Source organism: Alteromonas nitratireducens (assembly GCF_040812025.1).
GTDB classification, from domain to species: domain Bacteria; phylum Pseudomonadota; class Gammaproteobacteria; order Enterobacterales; family Alteromonadaceae; genus Alteromonas; species Alteromonas nitratireducens.
On sequence record NZ_JBFNPK010000018.1, the window covers coordinates 23,572 to 43,785 of the forward strand.

Genomic DNA, 20,214 nt, shown 5'->3' on the forward strand with positions numbered 1-20,214 from the left:
CTTTTACTGCCTGACACCCTCAACATGCAGGTTAAGTTCTACCACCTGTGAGGCGGGACCCAGGTCATAATCAATACCGAAGTCTTTCAGGGCAATAGACGTGGTACCGGCAAAACCAGCGCGGTAGCCGCCCCATGGATCCTTGCCTTCGCCTATTTTCTTCGCATCAATGGTGATGGATTTGGTGACGCCGTGAAGAGTGAAATCACCGGTCACCATCAGGTTTCCGTTGCCTTTGTCTTCTACACGGGTACTGACAAATTTTGCTTCAGGGTATTTGTCGGTTGCCAAAAAGTCACCACTGCGCAGGTGCTTGTCACGCTCAGCATGATTTGAGTCAATGCTGCTGGTATCAATGGTTACCATGATCTGGGCTGCTTCAGGATTGGCATCGTCGTAGCTGAACTTACCGCCGAAGTCATTAAAGCGGCCAGTCAGCCAGGAGTAACCAAGGTGCTGAATTTTAAAGTTAATCGACGCATGTGCGCCTTGCGTATCGATGACATAGTCGGCGGCATGTGCGCCAGACATCATCACAGCGGCCGTCAGGCCTGTCAGTAACTTTCTCATAGTTGCTCCATCATTTACGTTGCCAGAATAGTAGTACGTCAATCTTAGTCACAGGACCAAAAATCTGCGATGGCAACAATTCGACCCTATCGTTCGCATAAATAGAATGATCGGAGCGCGGTGAATGGCGCACTTTTGTCGCTGGCCAACGGTTCCTAAAATCCAAATCGCCCGTATAGTTAAATCAGAGGTGAAAATAATGAAATGGTTGTTGCTGTTTGCTGCTGTGATCTGGCTGACCCCGCTGTATGGGAACGGTCTGGTTGCGGTTAATGACAACAGCGCCGCTGCGAACATTGCCTCAGTCCCCTTTGATTTTGTGTTGGATACTGAGTCTGTTGCTGAATCCGACACCGACAGTGATCCGGGCATCCACAGTTTCGCTCAGTTCTGTCTTGCGGACGAAAATGTTCCGCGTTATGGACTGGTGGTCTTATCCGTTCGCACCACTGCCTGCTCTGCCTTTTCCATCCGTGCTCCGCCCGTTGCAGTTAACTACGCCGCATAACTCTCGTTTTACTGTTAACTGACAATATGAAGGAGCATGACTATGCATGCCTTAAACCTATACCAAACCGAATCTGTCGATAAACTGGCGTGGCCGGTGATCAGTCGTCAAATCACGATGCGCTCGCCCGCCGTTGCTATCTTTACCGACTTTAAACAGCACATGCCGCACGTTATTGACGAAGGTGTATCTGCTACTGAGATTGAAAACATCATGATGCGCGCTCACGTCCGGATGATGCTGGTAGTCGATCATCACGGTAAATTTACCGGCATCATCAGCACCAGTGACATCGACGAACAGAAAATTATGCAGCGGGTAGCCCGGGGAGCGGAACGAGACTCTCTGCGGGTCAGTGACTTTATGCAACCGAAAACGTCGCTGAAATCATTCGACTTTGATGAACTGACCCGCGCAACGGTTGGCGATATTGTTGAGACGCTCAAAGATAACCAGCAGCATCATTGCCTGGTGCTGGATCGTGGTGAACATGAAGTGCGAGGGGTGATAAGCGTCAGCGATATCGCCCGTGTGCTGCAATTACCGTTGGATATCCAGAAGCAGCCGTCTTTTTCGAGTCTGTCAACGGTGATTGCAGCCTGAGATGACGGACAGCGGCAGTGCAGGTGCACCGCCGCACTTATTTAGTGCTTTTCCACGTGAGAATTCCGGACAAAAAGGCAGTCGCTGTCGATCATTAGTATACAGAGGACGTGCCGTGCTGCGACTGGCAGGCTGAATGGTCTGTCACCGGAATTATTGGAACGGAATTCGCTTATCCGGGGCAATGAGTAACCCGTCCCGATGGAGCATACTATGACTTACGCAAGCTATCCGCCGACAGTGATTACCAAAGCGTTTACATGGGCCAGTGAAGAACTGGGGCTAACACCGGCCGAGTCCGCCAGCATGCTGAATATCAGTGAGCATGATTTGTTGGGAACCCGGTTGGTTGGGTTTCAGACGAACGCACCGCAAACCCGGATTCAGCTGAATTTTATTCGCTTTTATTACAATCTGGTCGCCGTGTTTAGCGGCGATACTGAGCAGATGCGACGGTGGTTTTGTCGAAACGACGAGATGTTAGGCGGGTCGCCCAAGCAACTGTGCCAGAGCGAGCAAAATTTTGAACCACTTATGCATCGCTTGTTGGGGACGCCTTCGTTGGGGACGCCTTCGTTGGGGACGCCGTCTCCGCCTGAGCCGCCGCCTCGGTCTGACGCTGAACTTCATTGATAAGTTCAACACATTCCGTCACTGCGGTAATAGGCAACATGTGACCTCTGTCTTTAAGCACAACATAATGGGCGTCTGGCAGAGACTTTTTCATCTGTTCAACGTGATGGCGGCAGGACAGCACCTTATCGCCATCACCGTACAACACGCCGACCGGACAGGTAATGCTGTGGTAATGCTTTATTTGTTGATAAAGGCTCTTTTGTGCCGCAGCAAGATCGCCACTTGCTGCGAGAAACGCACCGGAACGCATCGACAACGCGCCACCGTAGCGGTACCCAAAGTCAGGCACAGGCGGTTCGGGCTTAAAGATGATATCGACCTGTTTTCGTCCCATCTTTTTCTGGATCAGCGGACTGACCGCTTTGGCAACGGCGTAACGCAGTGTGGGGCTGCGGAAATACCAGCGTGCAAGCGCGGTAGGCTTAAGCGGTAACGGGGCGGTCAACGGTGCAATCAGCGCCAGGCCGCGCACGCGTTCGGGCGCCTGCATGGCGAGATTTAAAGAAATGGCACCGCCCATGGAGTGGCCAACGAAAAGCGCACTATCCAGCTGGATGCTGTCCATCCAGGCCAGCAGCATGCGCGCCTGATTGTCAAAACCGGGGTCGGTACTTAGCGGACGATGCGCACTGCCACTGCCCGGTCTGTCCAGACAGTAAACGGTGTAATGTTCTGTCAGTGCTTTTTCTAATGCGTAGAAGTTATGCATGTTACCGGCAAGTCCGTGTACCAGCACAACAGCAGGACCACTGCCATTAACGGTCCAGTGAATAGTACCGCCCGGCACGGCTGTAATCTGACCCTGTGCAGGAAAAGCGCGTGCCAGTGCACTGTCACGGTATCGGGTGATAAGAACGGCGCCTGATGCTGCGAGCAGCAACAGGCCAATAACGACAGCAAGCCAGATCATAGTGAGTCTCTTTGGTTGTATAGCAAATAAGCTACGGCCTGTGCCTGTTGAAGTCAATCAGCAGGGTCTGTGGTACAGTCACTGTTGGCATAGTATGAGGAAATGACATGATCGTAATCACGTCTTCTATTGCAATTGAAGACGACGAAATTCAGCTGCAGGCGGTGCGTGCACAGGGCGCTGGCGGACAAAATGTCAATAAGGTTAACTCGGCAATCCATCTGCGTTTCCCGGTACAGGACTCGAGCCTGCCTGAGGACGTAAAAACACGGCTGTTGTCACGGGCTGACAGTCGCCTGACGGTCGATGGTGTGTTTGTGCTGAAATCACAGGAATACCGTACGCAGGAGCAAAATAAAGACGCCGCCATTGCCCGGCTTATCGCGTGGATCCTGCCAGCAACCAAGACACAAAAAAAGCGCAAACCCACACGCGTTCCACCAGGCGCGAAAAAACGAAGAAAAGCGGCGAAGCAGCAAATCAGCGATAAGAAATCACTCAGAAAGAAAATTGATTTGTAACTTAAGCGCGCCGTTAGCGGGTTGCCTCCTGCGCCTTTAGTGTGCGCAGAGCGACGGATACCAGCAAAATGAAAAACACCAGCAGCAGACTCGCACACAGAAATGGCCAGCGCTGACCATAACCATACAACCACGCCGCAATAGGTGGACCAACGATGTAACCCATAGCTGGCGTTGCGGTGATCATGCCTGTTACGGTTGCCTGCCGGTCGGGGTGGCAGTAACTGGTAGCGACCGCGGCAACCGAAGGATAGGCCATGCCCATTCCGGCCCCCATCATTACCATCGCCACATAAAGTACAGCCAGCGACTGATGGATAAACATCACCAGGTAGGCGCTGACTAATAATGGCAAAGAAAGATAGATCATCGACTGCGAGCGGATCCTGGCCCGCTGAACCACCAGTAACTGTATACCAAGGGACGCGGCAGCCGTACACATCATTGCCACACCCACATGTTGCGCGGCTTCTACTGTGGTGAAGTGATAATGGTCAATAAAGAAAAAGCCCAGTGTTTGCTGCATCATCGCCATACAGCAAAACAAGGCTGCACAGGTTCCGATCAGTATCGGTGTTATACCGCGGACCTGGCCAGGTTCTGCTTGTGGCTGATGAGCCTGAGAGCTCCCTGCCTGTTGTGGTGACAGCACCGGCAATTTCCACCATATCACTACCAGCGCACACAGGGTGAGCAACACAATGGTATAAAGCGGGGTTAAAAGGCCAAAACCGGCAAGTAAGCCTGCGTAGGCCGGACCGACGATTTGTCCGAGGTTATTGGCGGACGTGACTTTGCTGATGGCGCCGACACGCTTGTCCGGTGCGCTGATAGCGATGGCATAACCCACAGCAGACGGCGGTGTGGCAGACATGATAGTTGACTGCAGGCTGCGTGATACCAGCAAAGCAATAAACAGGACAGTACCAGATAACAGGCCACTGTAGCCAAATGACCACACGCCGGCATACAGCGCGGTGCCGAGCGTATAGCCTGTCAGTCCCATCATAAGCGTAAATTTATAACCTTTTTTGCGGGCAAAGCGACTCCACAATGTGGTGCCCAATGCAAAGATAAAGGCAGAGGCAGACATCATAATGGCAACCTGAATTTCACTCAGACCGGTATCCCGACCCAGTGAAGGGAGAATGGTCAGCACGACACTCTGACCAATTGCGGTTGCCAGCAGTGCAGAAAATAAGAGTGGAAACGCCATTAGTAAGACAACTCGTTGAGTGACGGGCCTGAAAGACGTCGAAAAGTGTACCACAGGGCTAAAAAAAAGCCCGTCAGATGACGGGCAAGAATCAGAGGTTGTGGGGAAGCCATATGAAGGTTTCCGAGAGGGAGAGGCTGCCTGAAGGGAACCATAGACGGTGACACTGTGCTAACTATCACCGGAACAGGCAGAGCCCCGGCGCAGTAGCGCCCTGTGAATACGCTACTGCCTCTATCGCTAAGCGAAGACCATGCCACGTCCCGGTTGTTAATCCGAAAGTATGATTAACCTTATGATATATATAAATTATTTGGTTTTTTTGTGACGTTGGAAAGGTCTGACTTGCGCGCCCATGGATGGTCGGTGAGTGAAGTTTTTACGCATGTTGTGTTGTTTTTTACCAACAACCAGTGAGTTAGCGCGATCGTTACCTTTAGTAACGAATTTCCTTTTTACTTTTCCGGCTCGCCATCCATACTTTGAGTACGGTCAGATAGAAAACGGGGGTAAACATGCTGACGCGAATCATCGTCATCATGCTGTCAATGGTAGCCGCGGTAACCTGCTACGCGATGGGACTACATGCAGGCCTCGTTGTTTTTGCATTATTTGGCGTGTTGTTCGAGCTGGTGTTCTGGATTGCGCTGGCGAAGCGACGCCCCGACGTGGTAAAACAGTCACATCCCGGATAAAAAAACGGCGCCATAAAGGCGCCGTTTCTTTCAACATGGTCAGAATAGCAATTAGCCGTTGAACGATTTGTTGAACTGCTTAGCAAATTTTGCCAGCGTCTCACCATTACACGCTACTTCTTCTGTGCTCAGGTGACCAGCATTGCGCTTGGTTTGCTTGAATGCTTCGTTAGACGTTGCAGCAGCGATACACAGCGCAGTTTCAAACGTGTTGTTTGTGTTCTCAAACGCCGTCACGCTGATTGTTTCGTTGCTGTCCATGGCGCGGAATTTTCTGACGAAATCGTTCAGAGGCATATCGTTACATGAGATGTTGCTCAGGTCGTAACGAGACAGTTTCAGTTCATCAACCTGGCGCTCGAACGCATCTACAGATTCAACTGCTGCGATACACAGCTGGCTGATAGGTGAGCCGTCTTTGTTTACCAGTTCAACTGCATGTGCAGTAGTTGCAACCAGAATCAGAGCCAGAGCAGATACAAATGATTTCATCGAAGTTTCCTTAAAAGTTAAATGTGTTGGGGCTGAGTCAATCTGGGCGGCATTGTAATTAAAAAATGCGCGTCAACAATTTAGATTTCTTACCTGTTTCAGATTATAAAAACTAATGTGTTGTGCGAATTTGGTGTGGTCAAAATCTGTTCAGGCCTTATTGTTTAAGGTTTGAGCGACATGTAAGGAAATCACCATGGAATCATGTGTATAGATTGTTAATGTATTATTTTAAATACGTTTATATCGCGTGTTATACGTTTTTCATCGTTTAATTAATATCCTGTTACGTGTTTCATTGTCACTGTTTTGTAATAAAAATAGTTATGCGAATATGTGCGTAATTATTCACTGTGTTGTTGTCGGCGTATGGCCTTTCCCCCGCTCCATTTTCCGCGTATTCTCAACACGTCTTTCCTACATAAGCCAAGGGGCATGTGATGTCGCTGACTGACACCGTAATATCACTGATCACAGCCGACGGACAGCTGCCGCTTTTTACTGCGCTGATGTTAATCAGTATGTCGGCCCTGACATCTCTGATTACCGCCACACTGGGTATTGGTGGTGGCATGTTGTTGCTGGCAGTTATGGCTGGCAGCATGCCGCTGTCTGCGCTGATCCCCGTGCACGGACTTGTCCAGCTGGGGTCGAATGCCAACCGGGCACTGATGACATGGCGTCATATCGACTGGACGTTGCTGCGCTTTTTCTCGGTTGGCGCCGTCGTCGGTGCAGTTATGGCGTCGTTCATCGTCGTGCAGTTACCATTGGTACTTATTCAGGTTGCAGTGGCGTTGTTTATCCTTTTTTTGGTCTGGGGTGCAAAACCGAAGGCGCAGGAGATGCGGCCGGCAGGCCGTATACTGGCAGGGATGATCACCACGGTCATTTCCATGTTTGTTGGTGCAACAGGCCCATTGGTTGCAGCGTTTGTTCACCGTAACCGCTTTGACAAAATGCAACTGACCGCGGCGTTCTCAAGCTGTATGACCGTGCAGCACGGATTAAAGGCCTTTGTGTTCAGCGCAATTGGCTTTTCATTCTGGCAGTGGGCGGGGCTGACACTGGCAATGATAGCTAGCGGTGCGGTTGGTACCTGGGTAGGGTTACACGTCCTCAGGCGCATTCCGTCTGCGCGATTTGCCATGCTGTTTAAAGTGGTGGTGACCATTCTGGCGCTACGGCTGTTATACCAGGCGGCAATCAGCTTTTATGGGTAGTTGGGCCTGTTGGTGAGGGTCGCTAAATCAATATAAAGCAACCTGAAAAAAGGAGCAGAACACCCGTTAATTCCTGTGGTAAGCTGATGATAAGCAGCGAAAAACAAATGCAGGATCGGATGCACGCGCACAGTCATCACCATCATCACCATCCGCACGACGATAACGCCGACAGTAAACGGATAGGCTGGGCATTCTGGCTGAACTTTATCTTCACGGTGATTGAGTTTGTTGGCGGCTGGCTGACCAACAGCGTCGCTATCATGGCCGATGCGGTGCATGATTTGGGCGACTGTATGTCGATCGGGCTTGCCTGGGTGCTGAGCAAGCTCGGAAAGAAACAAGCCACGCAGAACTATTCCTATGGCTTTAAGCGTTTCAGCCTGATGGGGGCGATGATCAACGCCGTTATCCTGATGGTCGGATCGGTATGGATCCTGTCTGAAGCCATTCCACGACTTTTTGACCCGCAAATGCCGATGACCGAGGGGATGATCGGTCTCGCCATTCTGGGCGTTGCCGTCAACGGCGCGGCAGCGTGGAAATTGCATGGTGGCCATACCCTGAATGAAAAAGTACTGAACTGGCATCTGCTTGAAGATATGCTCGGCTGGATTGCCGTGCTGATTGTTGCGATTGTGCTGCATTTTGTGGAATGGCCCATACTGGATCCAATTTTGTCGATCCTGTTTACGCTGTTTATTCTGTCTAATGTTGTGCGCTACGCGACGCAAACGGTCAGACTGTTTATGCAGGCGTCCCCGGACGTTGAGCAGCGCGAGAAAATGATTGCAGCGCTAAAGTCAGTAGACTATGTCAGCGATATCCATGATGTGCATTTCTGGTCACTGGACGGAGAGCAACATGTGCTGACAGCGCATCTGGTGCTGGATAGTCATGTCGACAGTCAAACTCTGCGTACCTTAAAAGATCAGGTGTCGGATAAGCTTGACGGCTTTTCACTCCAGCATACCACGATTGAATTCGAGTTCCCCGGCGAGCCGTGTCGCGATGAGGATGGTCCGGATGGCAGTGACGTTCCTCATGATCATGCGCACTGACACACAGAATAACAATACATAGCTTGCAAGCGGTTGGTGGCGCGGCATACTTAACAGGTGGGTACAGTAGCAAGGGCTCGATATGATTAAACACTTCATCGCACTGATCATGGCAGGACTGTGTGGGATCACGTGCGTACAGGCGGACGATACGGTGATTGTTGCCGGCGCGCACTGGCCGGGCTTTGCTGCTCCTGACGGCAGCGGCGTTTACCTGGAAAAAATCAGAGCCCGCTTTCCCGCTGAGGTTGAGCTGCGTTGGGATGTGTCTGAGTTCGTGCGGGCCCGGCGTCTGTTTCTTGCGGGCCGCGCCGATGTTCTGGTAGGCGTATATCGCACAACGTACCCTGAACACCTGTATCCGTCCGAACCTATCGATATTGAGAACAGACTGTGTGCATATTACCTGTCTGACAATACTGATATTCCTACACTCGATACGCTGCATGACAGGCGAATTGCGTGGCGAAACGGCTATGCCTTTGAAGATCTCATCCCGGGTTATCGTTCGCACCTTGCCTATGAAAACCCTGCAAATGCCTTTGCCCTGCTGGAGCGTGGCAAGCTGGATGTGATCGTCGATTATGAGCATAACGTGCCTGAGCACCTTAAATCACAACTTGGCGCACTGACTTTGCTGCCCAGTGAGCCACTCTGGCTGGTATTTCAGAACACTGAGCGCGGACGCCGGTTGCTGGCGCTCTACGATAATGCTACGCAATAAACGTTACAGCGTTAGTGCTTTGAGCAACAGGCTGACCCCACTGACTGCCAGCAAAAATACGGCGACAACCCGGATGGCCTGAGCGGGGATCCGCGGCGCCAGATAGCGGGCAATGCGGGTACTGACCATGACCACAGGGATCGCCGCAAGGGTGAACCACAGTACAGTTGCATTGGGCGTCGTGCCAAACGGCACCAGTACCAGCCGGCACAGCGCAGCCAGGCTGAATATACTCAGCAATGTGGCTTTCACCTGCTCAATATCCCAGGGCTGCCGGTAACACTGAAACACTACTGGCGGTCCAAACGTGGAGAACAGGCCGCCCAATAGTCCACCCAGTGTGCCTGCAACGGCAAACTGCCATGGAGGACTTTGCCGTTTAAGGCCGCGTCGCCGCAGCATAAGCAGCAGGCTGCAGCCCAGAATACAAAGCCCTAACAGCATCATCAGCGTACTGCGGTACTGTGCTGATAACCACTCCAGCAGGACAAAGCCCATCACCAGGGCCGGCAGTCCGGTAGTCAACATGGTCGCTGCGCTTCGCCACTGGATGGCATGGCGGTGTCGAATGGCCATGTCCGCTGCATTGACCAGGCTTAACGCGCTGATAATGAAGGCGGTGGTGCTCACCGGTACCGGGGTAAACAGGGTCACGCTGGCAATGACAAACAAACCGAAGCCAAATCCCGTCAGCGACTGAATAAGAGTAGCGCCGCAAATAAGAAAGCCCAGGATGAGTAATGTGTCGTTGGTCACGGTTGGCCCTGCTGTGACAGTGAAGGCGGCAGTGTAATGCAGCAGCGCCAAAAAGAAAAACCCCCTCGCGGGAGGGGGTTTTTATTCATCGGTGAATCGATGTGTTACGGTTTCCAGACGATGTTATCCAACTGGAAAACGGTACCGCTGGCAGTGCCCCAGTCAGGAGCGACAACAAACGCAGCATCGACAGCGGTAATATCTACCGGTTGTTCCCAGTCAGGAACACCGTTGGCCAGCAGATCTGCAACCGAAATGCTGTAATGACGCCATTCACCCAGTACAGGCTGCGCGATGGCAAAGGCACTGGTCGTTTTCGGATAACCACTGTCAAACTTCACGTAGAAGCCGGTATTATCCAGGCCAACAGAAGGCTCTGTAATCAGCTTGAGGTCAAACTCAATGGTGCCTTCGCTGTACGCACTCAGGTCAATAGTGGTGCCTGAAGGCTGTACGAAGAACGGCAGGGTTGTTTCGTTGATGCTAAAGCTGAACTGTGCCACGGTGCCGTAGGCATCGTCACTGTCTGTTTCCTCAGTTTGTGTGATGCCATTCAAATCAGGTGCGAATTCCGGATCCGGTGTGTCGGTACCGTTGTAAATCAGCAGGTCTCCTGATGGCTCAACCGGTGGATCCGTTGGTTCCGGGTCAACAGGTTCACCAGCTGTCCACACAATGTTATCAATCTGGAATGTAACGCCGCCCTGATCGCCGGCTACCGGGAAGATAACAATACCAGTGTTGACGTCGGATACGTCCAGGCCACCATCGATAAGCTGCTGTACCGGCACGTTGATTGTTTCCCACGTAACGTCAGCTACCACACCCAGTTCCTGATCACCGCTGGTACACGGGTAGAAGCAGTCAACCTTCATCGCCATCCCTGATGTATTAGAACCATAATCCAGTACGCGCAGGTCAAAGCTAAGGTAACCGTTGGTGTAAGCGGTCAGGTCGATACCGGCAAGTGACTGGATGTAAAATACACCCGTTGCGTCGGCATCGTCATCAAAGCTGACTTCCAGCACGTTATTGCCATCAAGATCAACGACGGCCCAGTTGACTTTGTAGCTGTCATTGTCGCCCTCGAAGTAATCGAAGCCAGTACGGCTGTCCCAGGCACCCAGACCACGGGTCCAGACAGGATCAACCTCGTCAACAAAGACCGCGACCTGCTCATCATTCACCTCAGGTGAGGGAGCGCGGATCCCACAGCTGTTAGTACCGGGTGCACCACACTTAAACTTCACATTATCCAGCATGATGTGCGCGGAACTGGTGGGTTCAACCACGAACAGACTGACAACCTGACTCACATCGACCGGGTTGGCGCCATCATTATTTGCATTTGCCAGCAGGTCGCTGAGTTTCAGGTGGAGGGTTTGCCATGTGTCCATTTCCAGATCGCTGACCGCGAGGTTGATGAAGCCAAGGTTGGGATACCCGCTGTCCATCTTAATCGCGATCGTGCCATCCGGATCGGTCTGTGCACTGTCAATGTAGAGGTCAAAAATGATCTCGCCATTGTGTGGTGCCCACGGCTGTGATGCGGAGCCAACACCATATAGTTCCAGCGTACCGGCATCTTCTGCGTAGATAGAGACGTTGCCGCTGTTGGAGGTCAGAATATCGATAACCGTACCATAGTCACCACCAACATCCGGGGTGGTCAGTGTCAGCGCACCGTCATTGTTCCACCACGAGTTAATCGCCAGCGCCCGGGTCTGTGTTTCTTCATTGCCTACCCATTCCAGCGGCGTGATCCCATCAGCAAACAGCGTGTGTTCTGAGATGGTGTAAGATGCTGCTGCTGGTGGTGTGATGTCTTCATTAACATTGGACGCACAACCAACACCGGTCTCTTCATCAGCAGGACACTGATATACACGTACATAATCCACTTCCATGCGCAATGGCAACGCAAGGTCATCTGCGGGTGCACCTGGCAGGTTACCGCCAATGGCAAGGTTCAGCAGAATATGAAATGGCGTGTTAAACGGCGCGTAGTCGTTGGTAATAAAACCGCTGTCCTGTCCGCCCCAGTAGTAACTGAAGAAGTTTTGTTCAGTCATGGTGGCGTAGTGGGTGTCGTCAAAATACCAGCGAATTTCACCCTGCTCCCACTCAATAGCATAGCGGTGGAAGTCATCCGTAATGGTCATCTCTGGCTCATAGGTTTTATAAGTAAAACGATTTAAGGGCCATAAAGAACCATAGTGCAGGGTTCCCTGAATTTCGTTTTTGCCATCAACGCCCAGGTTCGTTGACTCGAGAATGTCGATTTCGCCACCCGCGGCCCAGTCACCATAAGGAGAATCGGTGGGCAGCATCCAGAACGCGGGCCAGGTGCCTTGTCCACCCGGCATTTTAATGCTGGCTTCAATACGGCCATAGCGAACATCCAGCTTGCCTTCAGTGGTCAGGCGGGCTGACGTATATTCATAGCCGCCAACAGCATCAGCTTCGGCCTGAATGACCAGCTTGCCGTCTTCAATAAAGGCATTGTCTTCTTCATAGTACTGAAGCTCATTATTGCCCCAGCCAGGAATGCCATATTCCGAGCCGTCACCAGTGAGAAAATTCCAGTTCTCAGTATTGATGGTATCGTCATCAAACTGATCTTCCCAGACCACAACCCAGCCGGCTTCCTCAGGAGTCTGAGGAGGGGGCGGTGGTGGCGGCGGTTCAGGGTTACTGACCTCGCCATTACTTTCTATGACCTCGTTACAGCCTGTCACGGTTGTGGTAAGCACGGCAAGCAATGCCAGTGCAATGGGACGCTTTATCAGTTTCATTATGTTGTCCTCAATGTTGCGTCAGAGGATGGTTATCCCCAGTTTCCTTCACTGTACTTACCCATTTACAACTCACGACAGGGTGATACAGAACGTTACAAATCGCACGCCTGAAGCGACTCAGAATGAGGGTCCAGACGAACATCTGAAATTTGTAGCGACGTGGCCGAGCCTGTGCTTAGCGTCAGCACCTCGAACACTTCTGCCAGATTGACACCGGCGTTAACAAAGCACTGCACAGGAATCGCGACGCGTTGCCATTCGCTGTTTGCGTCAGTAAATGCGCTAAGGGGCAAACTGCCGTCACAGTCGGGGCCGCAGCCCATGCCCAAATCAACGCTGGTCGCCGCGTCTTTTAAGCGGACATCCATCACCAGCGCACCCTGATCGCCTGCGTAATCACGTAAATCTTCCGGGAACTGTGAGCCAAAAATTACCCGGCCCGGACCACTGAATGTGATATCCAGCGTATCTTCCTGCACGGCGCGGTCTGTGGTGCGCACCGCGACATTACCGTTGGTGAGGGTGTTGCTTGCCATTGTCATGGCATTGCCGTCGCTCAGCGTTACCAGTTGCCAGGGCTTTTGCAGGCTGCGTACATAAATGCCGTGACTGAGTACTACCGCACCGTCTACACCATTGTCCTCTGACAGCGGCGCAGTCAGCGGATCCGTGTCGCCATAGCTCAGGCCATAGCCGTAGGCAAACAGCGGGGTCTTGCCATCCCCTTTATTCACCAGCTGGGTTGGCGTGGCAGGCCACGAGAAAGACAATTTGCCCTGCATCGGATAGTTCACGCTGCCATCCGGCTGGGTGAACAGCACATCAGCCACTCCCTGACCTTCTGAACCCGGCAGCCAGGCAACAACAAAGGCATCGCTGGCATTCAGTTCAGGGTTAACCCACAAAGGCCGTCCTGTGATGAATACAGACACAACCGGGATACCCTTCTCCTTCAGCGACTGCAACAGAGCCAGGTCTTGCTTATCCCCGCGCTGATATTCAAGATTGGACAGATCGCCATTACCTTCGGCGTAGGGGTTTTCACCAAAGACCACTATGGCTACATCGGGCTTGGCGTCGGTTGTACCGTCGGGCGACAGAATCGCTTTGCCACCGGCGGCGGTAACCACCTGCTCAATACCCTGATAAATTGACGTAGCGCCGGGGAAGTCGGTGTTTTCGTTACCTGTTCCCTGCCAGGTGATGGTCCAGCCGCCAGACTGCTTGCCAATGTTATGGGCCGCATCCCCGGCAACCAGCACGGTCATGTCGGGGGACAATGGCAGCAGGTTTTGCTGGTTTTTCAGCATGACCAGTGACTTTCTTACCGCCTCGCGAGCGATAGCGCGATGTTCGGCAGCGCCAATCACGCTCTGATCGCCAGACAATGCGCGCTGCGCAGGAGAAGGCTGATCGAACAGTCCTACCCGTACTTTTACCCGCAGAACCCGACGCACGGCATCATTCAGACGGGCTTCGCTGATTTCACCACTTTTGACCTGAGCAATCAGATTTTCATACAGGGGTTTCCAGGCACTGGTAGGTACCATGTATACGTCCAGACCGGCATTGATGGCAGCGGGGCAGTTTTCGTTGGTACAGCCTTCTATCTGACCGTGGCCATTCCAGTCGCCAACCACAAAGCCGTCAAAGCCCATTTTTTCTTTCAGTACATTAGTCAGCAGGTACTTACTTCCATGGATCTTCTTGCCATGCCAGCTGTTAAACGACGCCATCACAGATTGCGCGCCAGCGTTGAGGCCCTGGACATACCCTTGTCCATGGATACGGAACAGTGTTTCCTCGTCAGCCAGGTTATTGCCCTGGTCGTCACCGCCGTCCGTACCGCCGTCACCTATAAAGTGTTTAACCGTAGAAATAACGTGGGTGTCATCGATAGAGCCATCACTCAGGTCACCCTGCAGCCCCGTTACAATGGCATGGGCGTAGTCGCCTACAACCTGTGGGTCTTCCGAGTAGCTTTCATAGGTTCTGCCCCAGCGGTCATCACGTGCAGTAGCCACCGTGGGCGCGAAAATCCAGTCGATACCGGTAGCGCGGACTTCTTTTGCGGTGGCCTCAGCAATCTGGCGCACCAGATCCGGATCACGCATCGCACCCAGTCCGATGTTATGAGGAAAGAGTGTGGCGCCAATGACATTGTTGTGGCCATGAACGGCGTCTGTTCCCCACATGGTAGGGATGCTGCTGCCGTCAAGAGAATCGTCAACAGACGCCTGATACATGGCTTCGGCAAGCGCTACCCAGTCCTGCGGTGTCGCGTGTTTGTCATTATTCGGAAACGCGCCGCCGCCGTTTAAGTACGAACCGAAGCCGTATTTGCGCATGTCTTCCACGGTGACATCGCGAATCTCAGGCTGAATAATTTGTGCAACCTTCTGTTCCAGCGTCATGTCTTTCATCAGCGCGTCAACACGCGCTTCAACGTCATTTTCATTTGCGGTTTTAAAGGTAACGCGTGGCCAGTAGTCGGGTACCGGCGTGCCTGGCGCAGGCGGCAGCGTAGTCGCTTGTTCGGGCTGCGCTGCCGTCTGTGTTGTAACGTCTGGCTGTGAACAGGCGGCAACAAACGCTGCGCCCGCAATCAGTAAGAATAAACGGGATAACCGTGGTGTCATTATTGATTCTCCTTACTAGCAGCCTGGGTTACCGGCACGGAGCCCACCAGACCGTAAAATGCGATGTAGACGTAGCACACAACGGGCAGCAGGAATGAGATCTGCAAACCAATGTTGTCAGCAATAAGCCCCTGTAACACCGGCACAATGGCGCCGCCGACAATGGCCAGACACAACATGCCGGAGCCTTTAGGCGTCTGGTCGCCCAGCCCTTTAAGCGCGAGGCTGAAAATAGTCGGGAACATAATGGAATTGAATAGGCCGACACCGAGAATTGACCACATTGACAGGGCCCCACTACCAGTCACTGAAATAACAATCAGCACACATGACATCATGGCATTGAAAGCCAGCAGACGACCCGGATTGACCTTCTGCATCAGCACAGCACCGATAAAGCGGCCAACCATGGCACCACCCCAATAGTAAGCAATAAAGGTCGATGCCTGTCCTTCGGTCAGTCCCATCACAGACGGCAGACCAAAATAGTTAACCAGGAAGCTGCCAATCGCGACCTCAGCACCCACGTACATAAAAATACCGACGACACCAAGTGCAAGGTGGCGGTGTTTAAGCACCGAACTGTCAGTAGGTGCGGCAAGCTCGATATTTTCCTGTCGTGGCGAAGGTAGTGTAATTTTGACCATGACAACGGCCATCGCGACCAGGATCAATGCCAGGCCCAGATATGGAGTGACGACAGAATCGGCACGCACGACCGATTCGGTTTCATGCGCAGAGAAAATAAGAATGCCACCGATAACCGGCGCAACAGTGGTTCCCAAAGAATTAAATGCCTGGGTCATCGTCAGACGGCTTTCGGCGGTCTCGGCAGGCCCCATTACGGTCACCAGTGGATTAGCCGCTACCTGCAGAATGGTAATACCGGATGCCAGCACAAACAGCGATGCCAGAAACATCCAGTACTGTTCCATGTACGCTGAAGGGATAAACATGACACAGCCGCAGGCGGCCGTTAACAGGCCGACTCCGATGCCTCGCTGATAACCAATTTTACTGACCAGCCAGCCACCAGGAATAGAAATTAGGAAATAAGCACCGAAGAAGCAGAACTGCACCAGCATGGCTTTGGTAAAGCTTAATTCAAAGAGCGCCTTCAAATGCGGAATGAGAATGTCATTCATCGCAGTGATAAAGCCCCACATAAAAAACAGTGAGGTCAGCGTCCACAACGCAAACTGTGTGGTGGCGCCCGTCCCCGGAGATTGTGATGCCTGAGCGTGATGTTGCATAAAATAAGCCTGTCTGACGGAAAATGATGCGGCGTGTAAACACGAATTAACAGATACAATGCATCAATTGTTAAAAACTTGTTGGTCAGTATAGGGCGGTCAGGGTAAAATGCAAGCGCTTACATTTGTTAATTGTTTGCGCTTACATTTTTACCTTATCCAGCGTGGATTTATTGCCAGCTTAAAAAACTGTAACGCGCAGGAACTGGAAAGTTTTTCCTGTCTCCACTATTTTTAACAAGGCGTTAACAGGGCGTATTGAGCATGTGTTCATTAGAATTGTGTATGAAAAATAAGGGCTGGGTGTGAGGTTTGGTAACCAGGGTTGTTTAGCTGTAAGCAGTTGGAGAAATTTTGGTTAACAACTTAAAAACACTTGCATTACAACTTATTTCTTCGTACATTGTGATGAAAGCGCTTACAAAACGCGGATGCATTTTTTGTAAGCGCTTCCATTAACCCGCATTTATAGCGGGGAAAGGACAACACATAACCAAGGTGAATAGGACGGGCAATGTGTTGAGCAGCAGGACATGCGACCGTTAACTCAGTTCGCATGTGCTGAACACAATTGGCAGGATATTCAACCACGGCTGGGGTATCACATGAAAACAAACAGATTTAACAAAACTCGATTAGCGACCAGCCTGTCGCTGATCATGGGTGCAGTGGCGGCAATGCCGGCCTACGCCCAGGATGCAGAAGATAAAAATAAGGAATTTGAAGCGGGCGACTTCGAAGTTATTGAAGTCAGTGGTATCCGTGAAAGTTTGACTAAAGCCATGCTGACGAAGAAGGCTGCGTCGGGCGTGGTTGATGCAATTTCTGCAGAAGACATTGGTAAATTCCCTGACACTAACCTGGCTGAGTCACTGCAGCGTATTACCGGTGTGTCAATTGACCGTTCAGCAGGTGAAGGTAGCCGTATCACAGTGCGTGGTTTTGGTCCTGATTACAACCTGGTTACACTGAATGGTCGTCAGATGCCAGCGGCTAACACCGCAGCAACATCGGCGTCATCATCACGTTCATACGATTTTGCTAACCTGGCCTCTGAAGGGGTTTCAGCAGTTGAAGTCTACAAAACCAGTCTGGCCAAGCAGCCTACCGGTGGTATTGGTTCTACAGTGAACCTGGTTACCGCCAAGCCGCTGTCAAACCCTGGTCTGAAAGCCACCGTTACCGCTAAAGGTATGATGGATGAGTCTACTGAAACCGGTAGTTCACTCACACCACTGCTGTCAGGCATTTACAGTCAGACCTTCAATGATGACAAATTTGGTATTCAGCTGATTGGTTCGTACCAGGAACGTGACGGTGGTCAGGCAAGCGCTGAGACCGGTAACGGCTGGTACACTATTAAAGGCGATGGCGGTGACTGGGGTTCACTACCACGCGATGGCAGCTTTACTAATATTCCGGGTCCGAACGATGTGTACTCAGTACCGCGTAACCTGGCGTATAACTTCGACGAATTCCGTCGTACCCGTACTAACGGCCAACTGACACTGCAATACGCACCGTCAGATGAACTGACATACACGCTCGACTACACCTATTCAGAGCTGGAAACGCAGACCATGCGTCAGCAACTGTCTACCTGGTTTAACGGTATTCCTGCGTATGGCGAATACACCCCGGGTACCAACTCTGAAGGTTCAGTCATGGGTCCGGTTATCTATGCCGACGCTACATGCTGTGATATCGGCCTGGGCACCAGTGACTTCACTGTGGTTAACGAAAACAAATCACTCGGCTTCAACGTTGAGTGGGTTGCCAGTGACAACCTGAACCTGGAACTGGACTTCCACAGCTCGACTGCGGAAGCCGGTCCTAAGAACGACCTGGGCAGTGATAACGTGATCAGTGCGGTTCAGTTTGACCGTGTACTGACCGCTGTCGATTACTCGCAGGACTTCCCTGTAATGGATATCACCTATGCTGATGGCGTGAGTGGTCTTGATCCGGCAAGAATGTCAACTTCTGGTACCTCGTTCCGTAACAGCTACATGAAGTCTGAAATCAACCAGCTTCAGTTCCGCGGTAACTACTACCTGGACGACAGCGTGGTCACCAGCATTGATTTTGGTATCACTGCCATGGAAGCGAAGAACCGTTCTGCGTACTCTGTTGCACAGCGTGACACCTGGGGTGGTTACGGTGCGCCGGAAGATTATCCGGATGATATCTTCGTACAACAGGATCTGCCAGGCCGTTTCGACGATGTGCTGGGCAGCAATGGCGCCGACCTGGAGCCATTCTACTACGCGTCTAACATGCAGGACCTGATTGGTGCCATCAGCGCGATTGCCGCCGCGAACAACGAGTCAATCAGTCCGTGTGGTACCCGTCTGTGTATGGATCCAAACTACCAGGTTGACCGTCGTGTCACTGAAACACAGTACGCGGCTTATGTTCAGGCGAACATGGAGTTCGAAATCGCTGACATGCCTGTCTGGGTGAAAGCTGGTCTGCGTTATGAAGATACTGACGTAGAGTCGTCAGCGCTGGTACCGCAATTCACGACAATTCGTTGGTCAGGTGCGAACGAGTTCTTCGCGGTAGCGGACGGCGAAACGTTCACCACGCTGGAAGGTGGTTATGATCATCTGCTGCCGTCAGTCGACTTCAAAATGGAAGTGATGCCTGACTGGTTTGTTCGTGCATCATACAGCGAAACCATTACACGTCCTGGTTATGCGGATATCCAGGGTGGTCTGACAGTGAACCAGCTGGCGCGTTTCAACGGTGGTACAGGTAACTCGGGTAACCCGAACCTGCAGCCATTTGAATCGACCAACATCGACTTCTCTACCGAGTACTACTACGGAGAAGGCAGCTACGTGTCTATCGGTTACTTCGACAAAGAAGTGGATAACTTCATTGGCGTAGATACTTACACCGACACTATTTTCGACCTGCCTACGCCATTTGGTGGTCCGCGCTACGACGAAGCGGTTGCAGCGCTGGGAACAGACGATGCGGGTGCCGTACTTGATTACCTGAGAGCAAACTACGGTGATCCGGTAGAGGGTATCTCTGGTCAGGATCCGCTGCTGCCAATTACAGTAACTCAGGCAGTAAACTCAGATACCTCACGTTCTGTTGACGGTTTCGAAATGGCTGTACAGCATATCTTCGGTGACACCGGCTTTGGTGTGATTGTTAACTACACCACCGTTGACGGTGACGTAGAATATGACAACTACAACACCAATAAAGGTGAAGGCGTTGACAACCAGTTCGTACTGCTGGGTCTGAGTGATACTGCTAACGCGGTACTGTTCTATGAAAACTACGGCTGGGAAGTCCGTGTTGCATGGAACTGGCGTGACAAGTTCCTGGCCGGCACCGTTGACGGTAACGGCGAGCGTAACCCAACATACATTGAGTCTTACTCTCAGGTAGACGTTAACGTGCGCTACGCTATTAACGAAGACCTGGAAGTGTTTGTTGAAGGGATTAACGTAACCGGTGAGTACCAGCGTTCCCATGGTCGTCATCCGAACATGCTGATTGGCATTTATGATGTTGAGCCGCGTTACAACCTGGGTGTGCGTTACAGTTTCTAAGTGTCCCTGAGACTGCTAACGTTAAAAGCGCTGTTGT

The 20,214-nt window shown here is 51.9% G+C and carries 16 protein-coding genes; 8 read left to right on the forward strand and 8 right to left on the reverse strand.

Annotation, left to right across the window (positions count from 1 at the left end; all coding sequences use genetic code 11):
• Nucleotides 1-3 precede the first annotated feature (3 nt).
• Nucleotides 4-570, reverse strand: coding sequence for a YceI family protein (locus AB1N33_RS14010; protein ID WP_411272185.1), 567 nt, complete (start codon nucleotides 568-570; stop codon nucleotides 4-6).
• Nucleotides 571-769: 199 nt separating this feature from the next.
• Here AB1N33_RS14010 and AB1N33_RS14015 point away from each other — a divergent pair, with 199 nt between their 5' ends.
• Both AB1N33_RS14015 and AB1N33_RS14020 read left to right on the forward strand, forming a co-directional pair.
• Complete coding sequence (locus AB1N33_RS14015; RefSeq protein ID WP_411272186.1) at nucleotides 770-1,078, forward strand: hypothetical protein; 309 nt, start codon at nucleotides 770-772, stop codon at nucleotides 1,076-1,078.
• A gap of 42 nt (nucleotides 1,079-1,120) precedes the next feature.
• Entirely contained in the window at nucleotides 1,121-1,681 is a 561-nt protein-coding gene (locus tag AB1N33_RS14020; RefSeq protein WP_411272187.1) for a CBS domain-containing protein, read from the forward strand.
• A 532-nt stretch (nucleotides 1,682-2,213) separates the two neighbouring features.
• On the opposite strand, the gene AB1N33_RS14025 is transcribed toward AB1N33_RS14020, so the two are convergent.
• Complete coding sequence (locus tag AB1N33_RS14025) at nucleotides 2,214-3,227, reverse strand: alpha/beta fold hydrolase (protein ID WP_411272188.1); 1,014 nt, start codon at nucleotides 3,225-3,227, stop codon at nucleotides 2,214-2,216.
• A 107-nt stretch (nucleotides 3,228-3,334) separates the two neighbouring features.
• Between AB1N33_RS14025 and arfB the strand changes: the two genes are divergently transcribed.
• Entirely contained in the window at nucleotides 3,335-3,748 is a 414-nt protein-coding gene (gene arfB / locus AB1N33_RS14030) for an alternative ribosome rescue aminoacyl-tRNA hydrolase ArfB (RefSeq protein ID WP_411272189.1), read from the forward strand.
• Nucleotides 3,749-3,761: 13 nt separating this feature from the next.
• Here arfB and AB1N33_RS14035 read toward each other — a convergent pair whose 3' ends face one another.
• Nucleotides 3,762-4,964 (reverse strand): MFS transporter, encoded by a 1,203-nt coding sequence (locus tag AB1N33_RS14035; protein WP_411272190.1) that lies wholly within the window; start codon nucleotides 4,962-4,964, stop codon nucleotides 3,762-3,764.
• A gap of 515 nt (nucleotides 4,965-5,479) precedes the next feature.
• Between AB1N33_RS14035 and AB1N33_RS14040 the strand changes: the two genes are divergently transcribed.
• Entirely contained in the window at nucleotides 5,480-5,659 is a 180-nt protein-coding gene (locus tag AB1N33_RS14040) for a hypothetical protein (RefSeq protein ID WP_411272191.1), read from the forward strand.
• A gap of 51 nt (nucleotides 5,660-5,710) precedes the next feature.
• Here AB1N33_RS14040 and AB1N33_RS14045 read toward each other — a convergent pair whose 3' ends face one another.
• Nucleotides 5,711-6,151, reverse strand: coding sequence for a hypothetical protein (locus AB1N33_RS14045; protein ID WP_411272192.1), 441 nt, complete (start codon nucleotides 6,149-6,151; stop codon nucleotides 5,711-5,713).
• Between the two features lie 509 nt (nucleotides 6,152-6,660).
• Here AB1N33_RS14045 and AB1N33_RS14050 point away from each other — a divergent pair.
• The 3 genes from AB1N33_RS14050 (at nucleotide 6,661) to AB1N33_RS14060 (ending at nucleotide 9,159) form a co-directional block, all read left to right on the forward strand.
• A complete protein-coding gene (locus AB1N33_RS14050) occupies nucleotides 6,661-7,374 on the forward strand; it encodes a sulfite exporter TauE/SafE family protein (RefSeq protein ID WP_411272225.1) in 714 nt (237 codons plus the stop codon).
• Nucleotides 7,375-7,460: 86 nt separating this feature from the next.
• Nucleotides 7,461-8,435 carry a cation diffusion facilitator family transporter gene (locus tag AB1N33_RS14055; RefSeq protein WP_411272193.1) on the forward strand — a complete coding sequence of 325 codons (975 nt, stop codon included), beginning with the start codon at nucleotides 7,461-7,463 and terminating at the stop codon, nucleotides 8,433-8,435.
• Nucleotides 8,436-8,517: 82 nt separating this feature from the next.
• On the forward strand, nucleotides 8,518-9,159 hold the full coding sequence (locus AB1N33_RS14060) for a transporter substrate-binding domain-containing protein (RefSeq protein WP_411272194.1): 642 nt from the start codon (nucleotides 8,518-8,520) through the stop codon (nucleotides 9,157-9,159).
• A 3-nt stretch (nucleotides 9,160-9,162) separates the two neighbouring features.
• On the opposite strand, the gene AB1N33_RS14065 is transcribed toward AB1N33_RS14060, so the two are convergent.
• The 4 genes from AB1N33_RS14065 to AB1N33_RS14080 form a co-directional block, all read right to left on the reverse strand.
• On the reverse strand, nucleotides 9,163-9,966 hold the full coding sequence (locus AB1N33_RS14065) for a TSUP family transporter (protein WP_411272195.1): 804 nt from the start codon (nucleotides 9,964-9,966) through the stop codon (nucleotides 9,163-9,165).
• Between the two features lie 53 nt (nucleotides 9,967-10,019).
• Nucleotides 10,020-12,710, reverse strand: a complete 2,691-nt coding sequence (locus AB1N33_RS14070; protein ID WP_411272196.1) for a family 16 glycosylhydrolase — start codon at nucleotides 12,708-12,710, stop codon at nucleotides 10,020-10,022.
• 95 nt (nucleotides 12,711-12,805) lie between these two features.
• A complete protein-coding gene (locus tag AB1N33_RS14075; protein WP_411272197.1) occupies nucleotides 12,806-15,352 on the reverse strand; it encodes a glycoside hydrolase family 3 protein in 2,547 nt (848 codons plus the stop codon).
• The gene (locus AB1N33_RS14080; RefSeq protein ID WP_411272198.1) at nucleotides 15,352-16,605 is read right to left on the reverse strand and encodes a sugar MFS transporter; all 1,254 of its coding nucleotides are present in this window, start codon (nucleotides 16,603-16,605) and stop codon (nucleotides 15,352-15,354) included. Before AB1N33_RS14080 ends, AB1N33_RS14075 begins: the two co-directional genes overlap by 1 nt.
• A gap of 605 nt (nucleotides 16,606-17,210) precedes the next feature.
• Here AB1N33_RS14080 and AB1N33_RS14085 point away from each other — a divergent pair.
• The gene (locus AB1N33_RS14085) at nucleotides 17,211-20,177 is read left to right on the forward strand and encodes a TonB-dependent receptor (RefSeq protein WP_411272199.1); all 2,967 of its coding nucleotides are present in this window, start codon (nucleotides 17,211-17,213) and stop codon (nucleotides 20,175-20,177) included.
• The last annotated feature ends 37 nt before the right edge of the window (nucleotides 20,178-20,214 follow it).

Coding starts and splice junctions, on each gene's coding strand:
- AB1N33_RS14045 (WP_411272192.1), bottom strand. CDS start 6,151: ATGAAATCATTTGTATCTGCTCTGGCTCTGATTCTGGTTGCAACTACT.
- AB1N33_RS14075 (WP_411272197.1), bottom strand. CDS start 15,352: ATGACACCACGGTTATCCCGTTTATTCTTACTGATTGCGGGCGCAGCG.
- AB1N33_RS14070 (WP_411272196.1), bottom strand. CDS start 12,710: ATGAAACTGATAAAGCGTCCCATTGCACTGGCATTGCTTGCCGTGCTT.
- AB1N33_RS14085 (WP_411272199.1), top strand. CDS start 17,211: ATGAAAACAAACAGATTTAACAAAACTCGATTAGCGACCAGCCTGTCG.
- AB1N33_RS14040 (WP_411272191.1), top strand. CDS start 5,480: ATGCTGACGCGAATCATCGTCATCATGCTGTCAATGGTAGCCGCGGTA.
- AB1N33_RS14060 (WP_411272194.1), top strand. CDS start 8,518: ATGATTAAACACTTCATCGCACTGATCATGGCAGGACTGTGTGGGATC.
- arfB (WP_411272189.1), top strand. CDS start 3,335: ATGATCGTAATCACGTCTTCTATTGCAATTGAAGACGACGAAATTCAG.
- AB1N33_RS14055 (WP_411272193.1), top strand. CDS start 7,461: ATGATAAGCAGCGAAAAACAAATGCAGGATCGGATGCACGCGCACAGT.
- AB1N33_RS14020 (WP_411272187.1), top strand. CDS start 1,121: ATGCATGCCTTAAACCTATACCAAACCGAATCTGTCGATAAACTGGCG.
- AB1N33_RS14035 (WP_411272190.1), bottom strand. CDS start 4,964: ATGGCGTTTCCACTCTTATTTTCTGCACTGCTGGCAACCGCAATTGGT.
- AB1N33_RS14050 (WP_411272225.1), top strand. CDS start 6,661: ATGTTAATCAGTATGTCGGCCCTGACATCTCTGATTACCGCCACACTG.
- AB1N33_RS14080 (WP_411272198.1), bottom strand. CDS start 16,605: ATGCAACATCACGCTCAGGCATCACAATCTCCGGGGACGGGCGCCACC.
- AB1N33_RS14015 (WP_411272186.1), top strand. CDS start 770: ATGAAATGGTTGTTGCTGTTTGCTGCTGTGATCTGGCTGACCCCGCTG.
- AB1N33_RS14025 (WP_411272188.1), bottom strand. CDS start 3,227: ATGATCTGGCTTGCTGTCGTTATTGGCCTGTTGCTGCTCGCAGCATCA.
- AB1N33_RS14010 (WP_411272185.1), bottom strand. CDS start 570: ATGAGAAAGTTACTGACAGGCCTGACGGCCGCTGTGATGATGTCTGGC.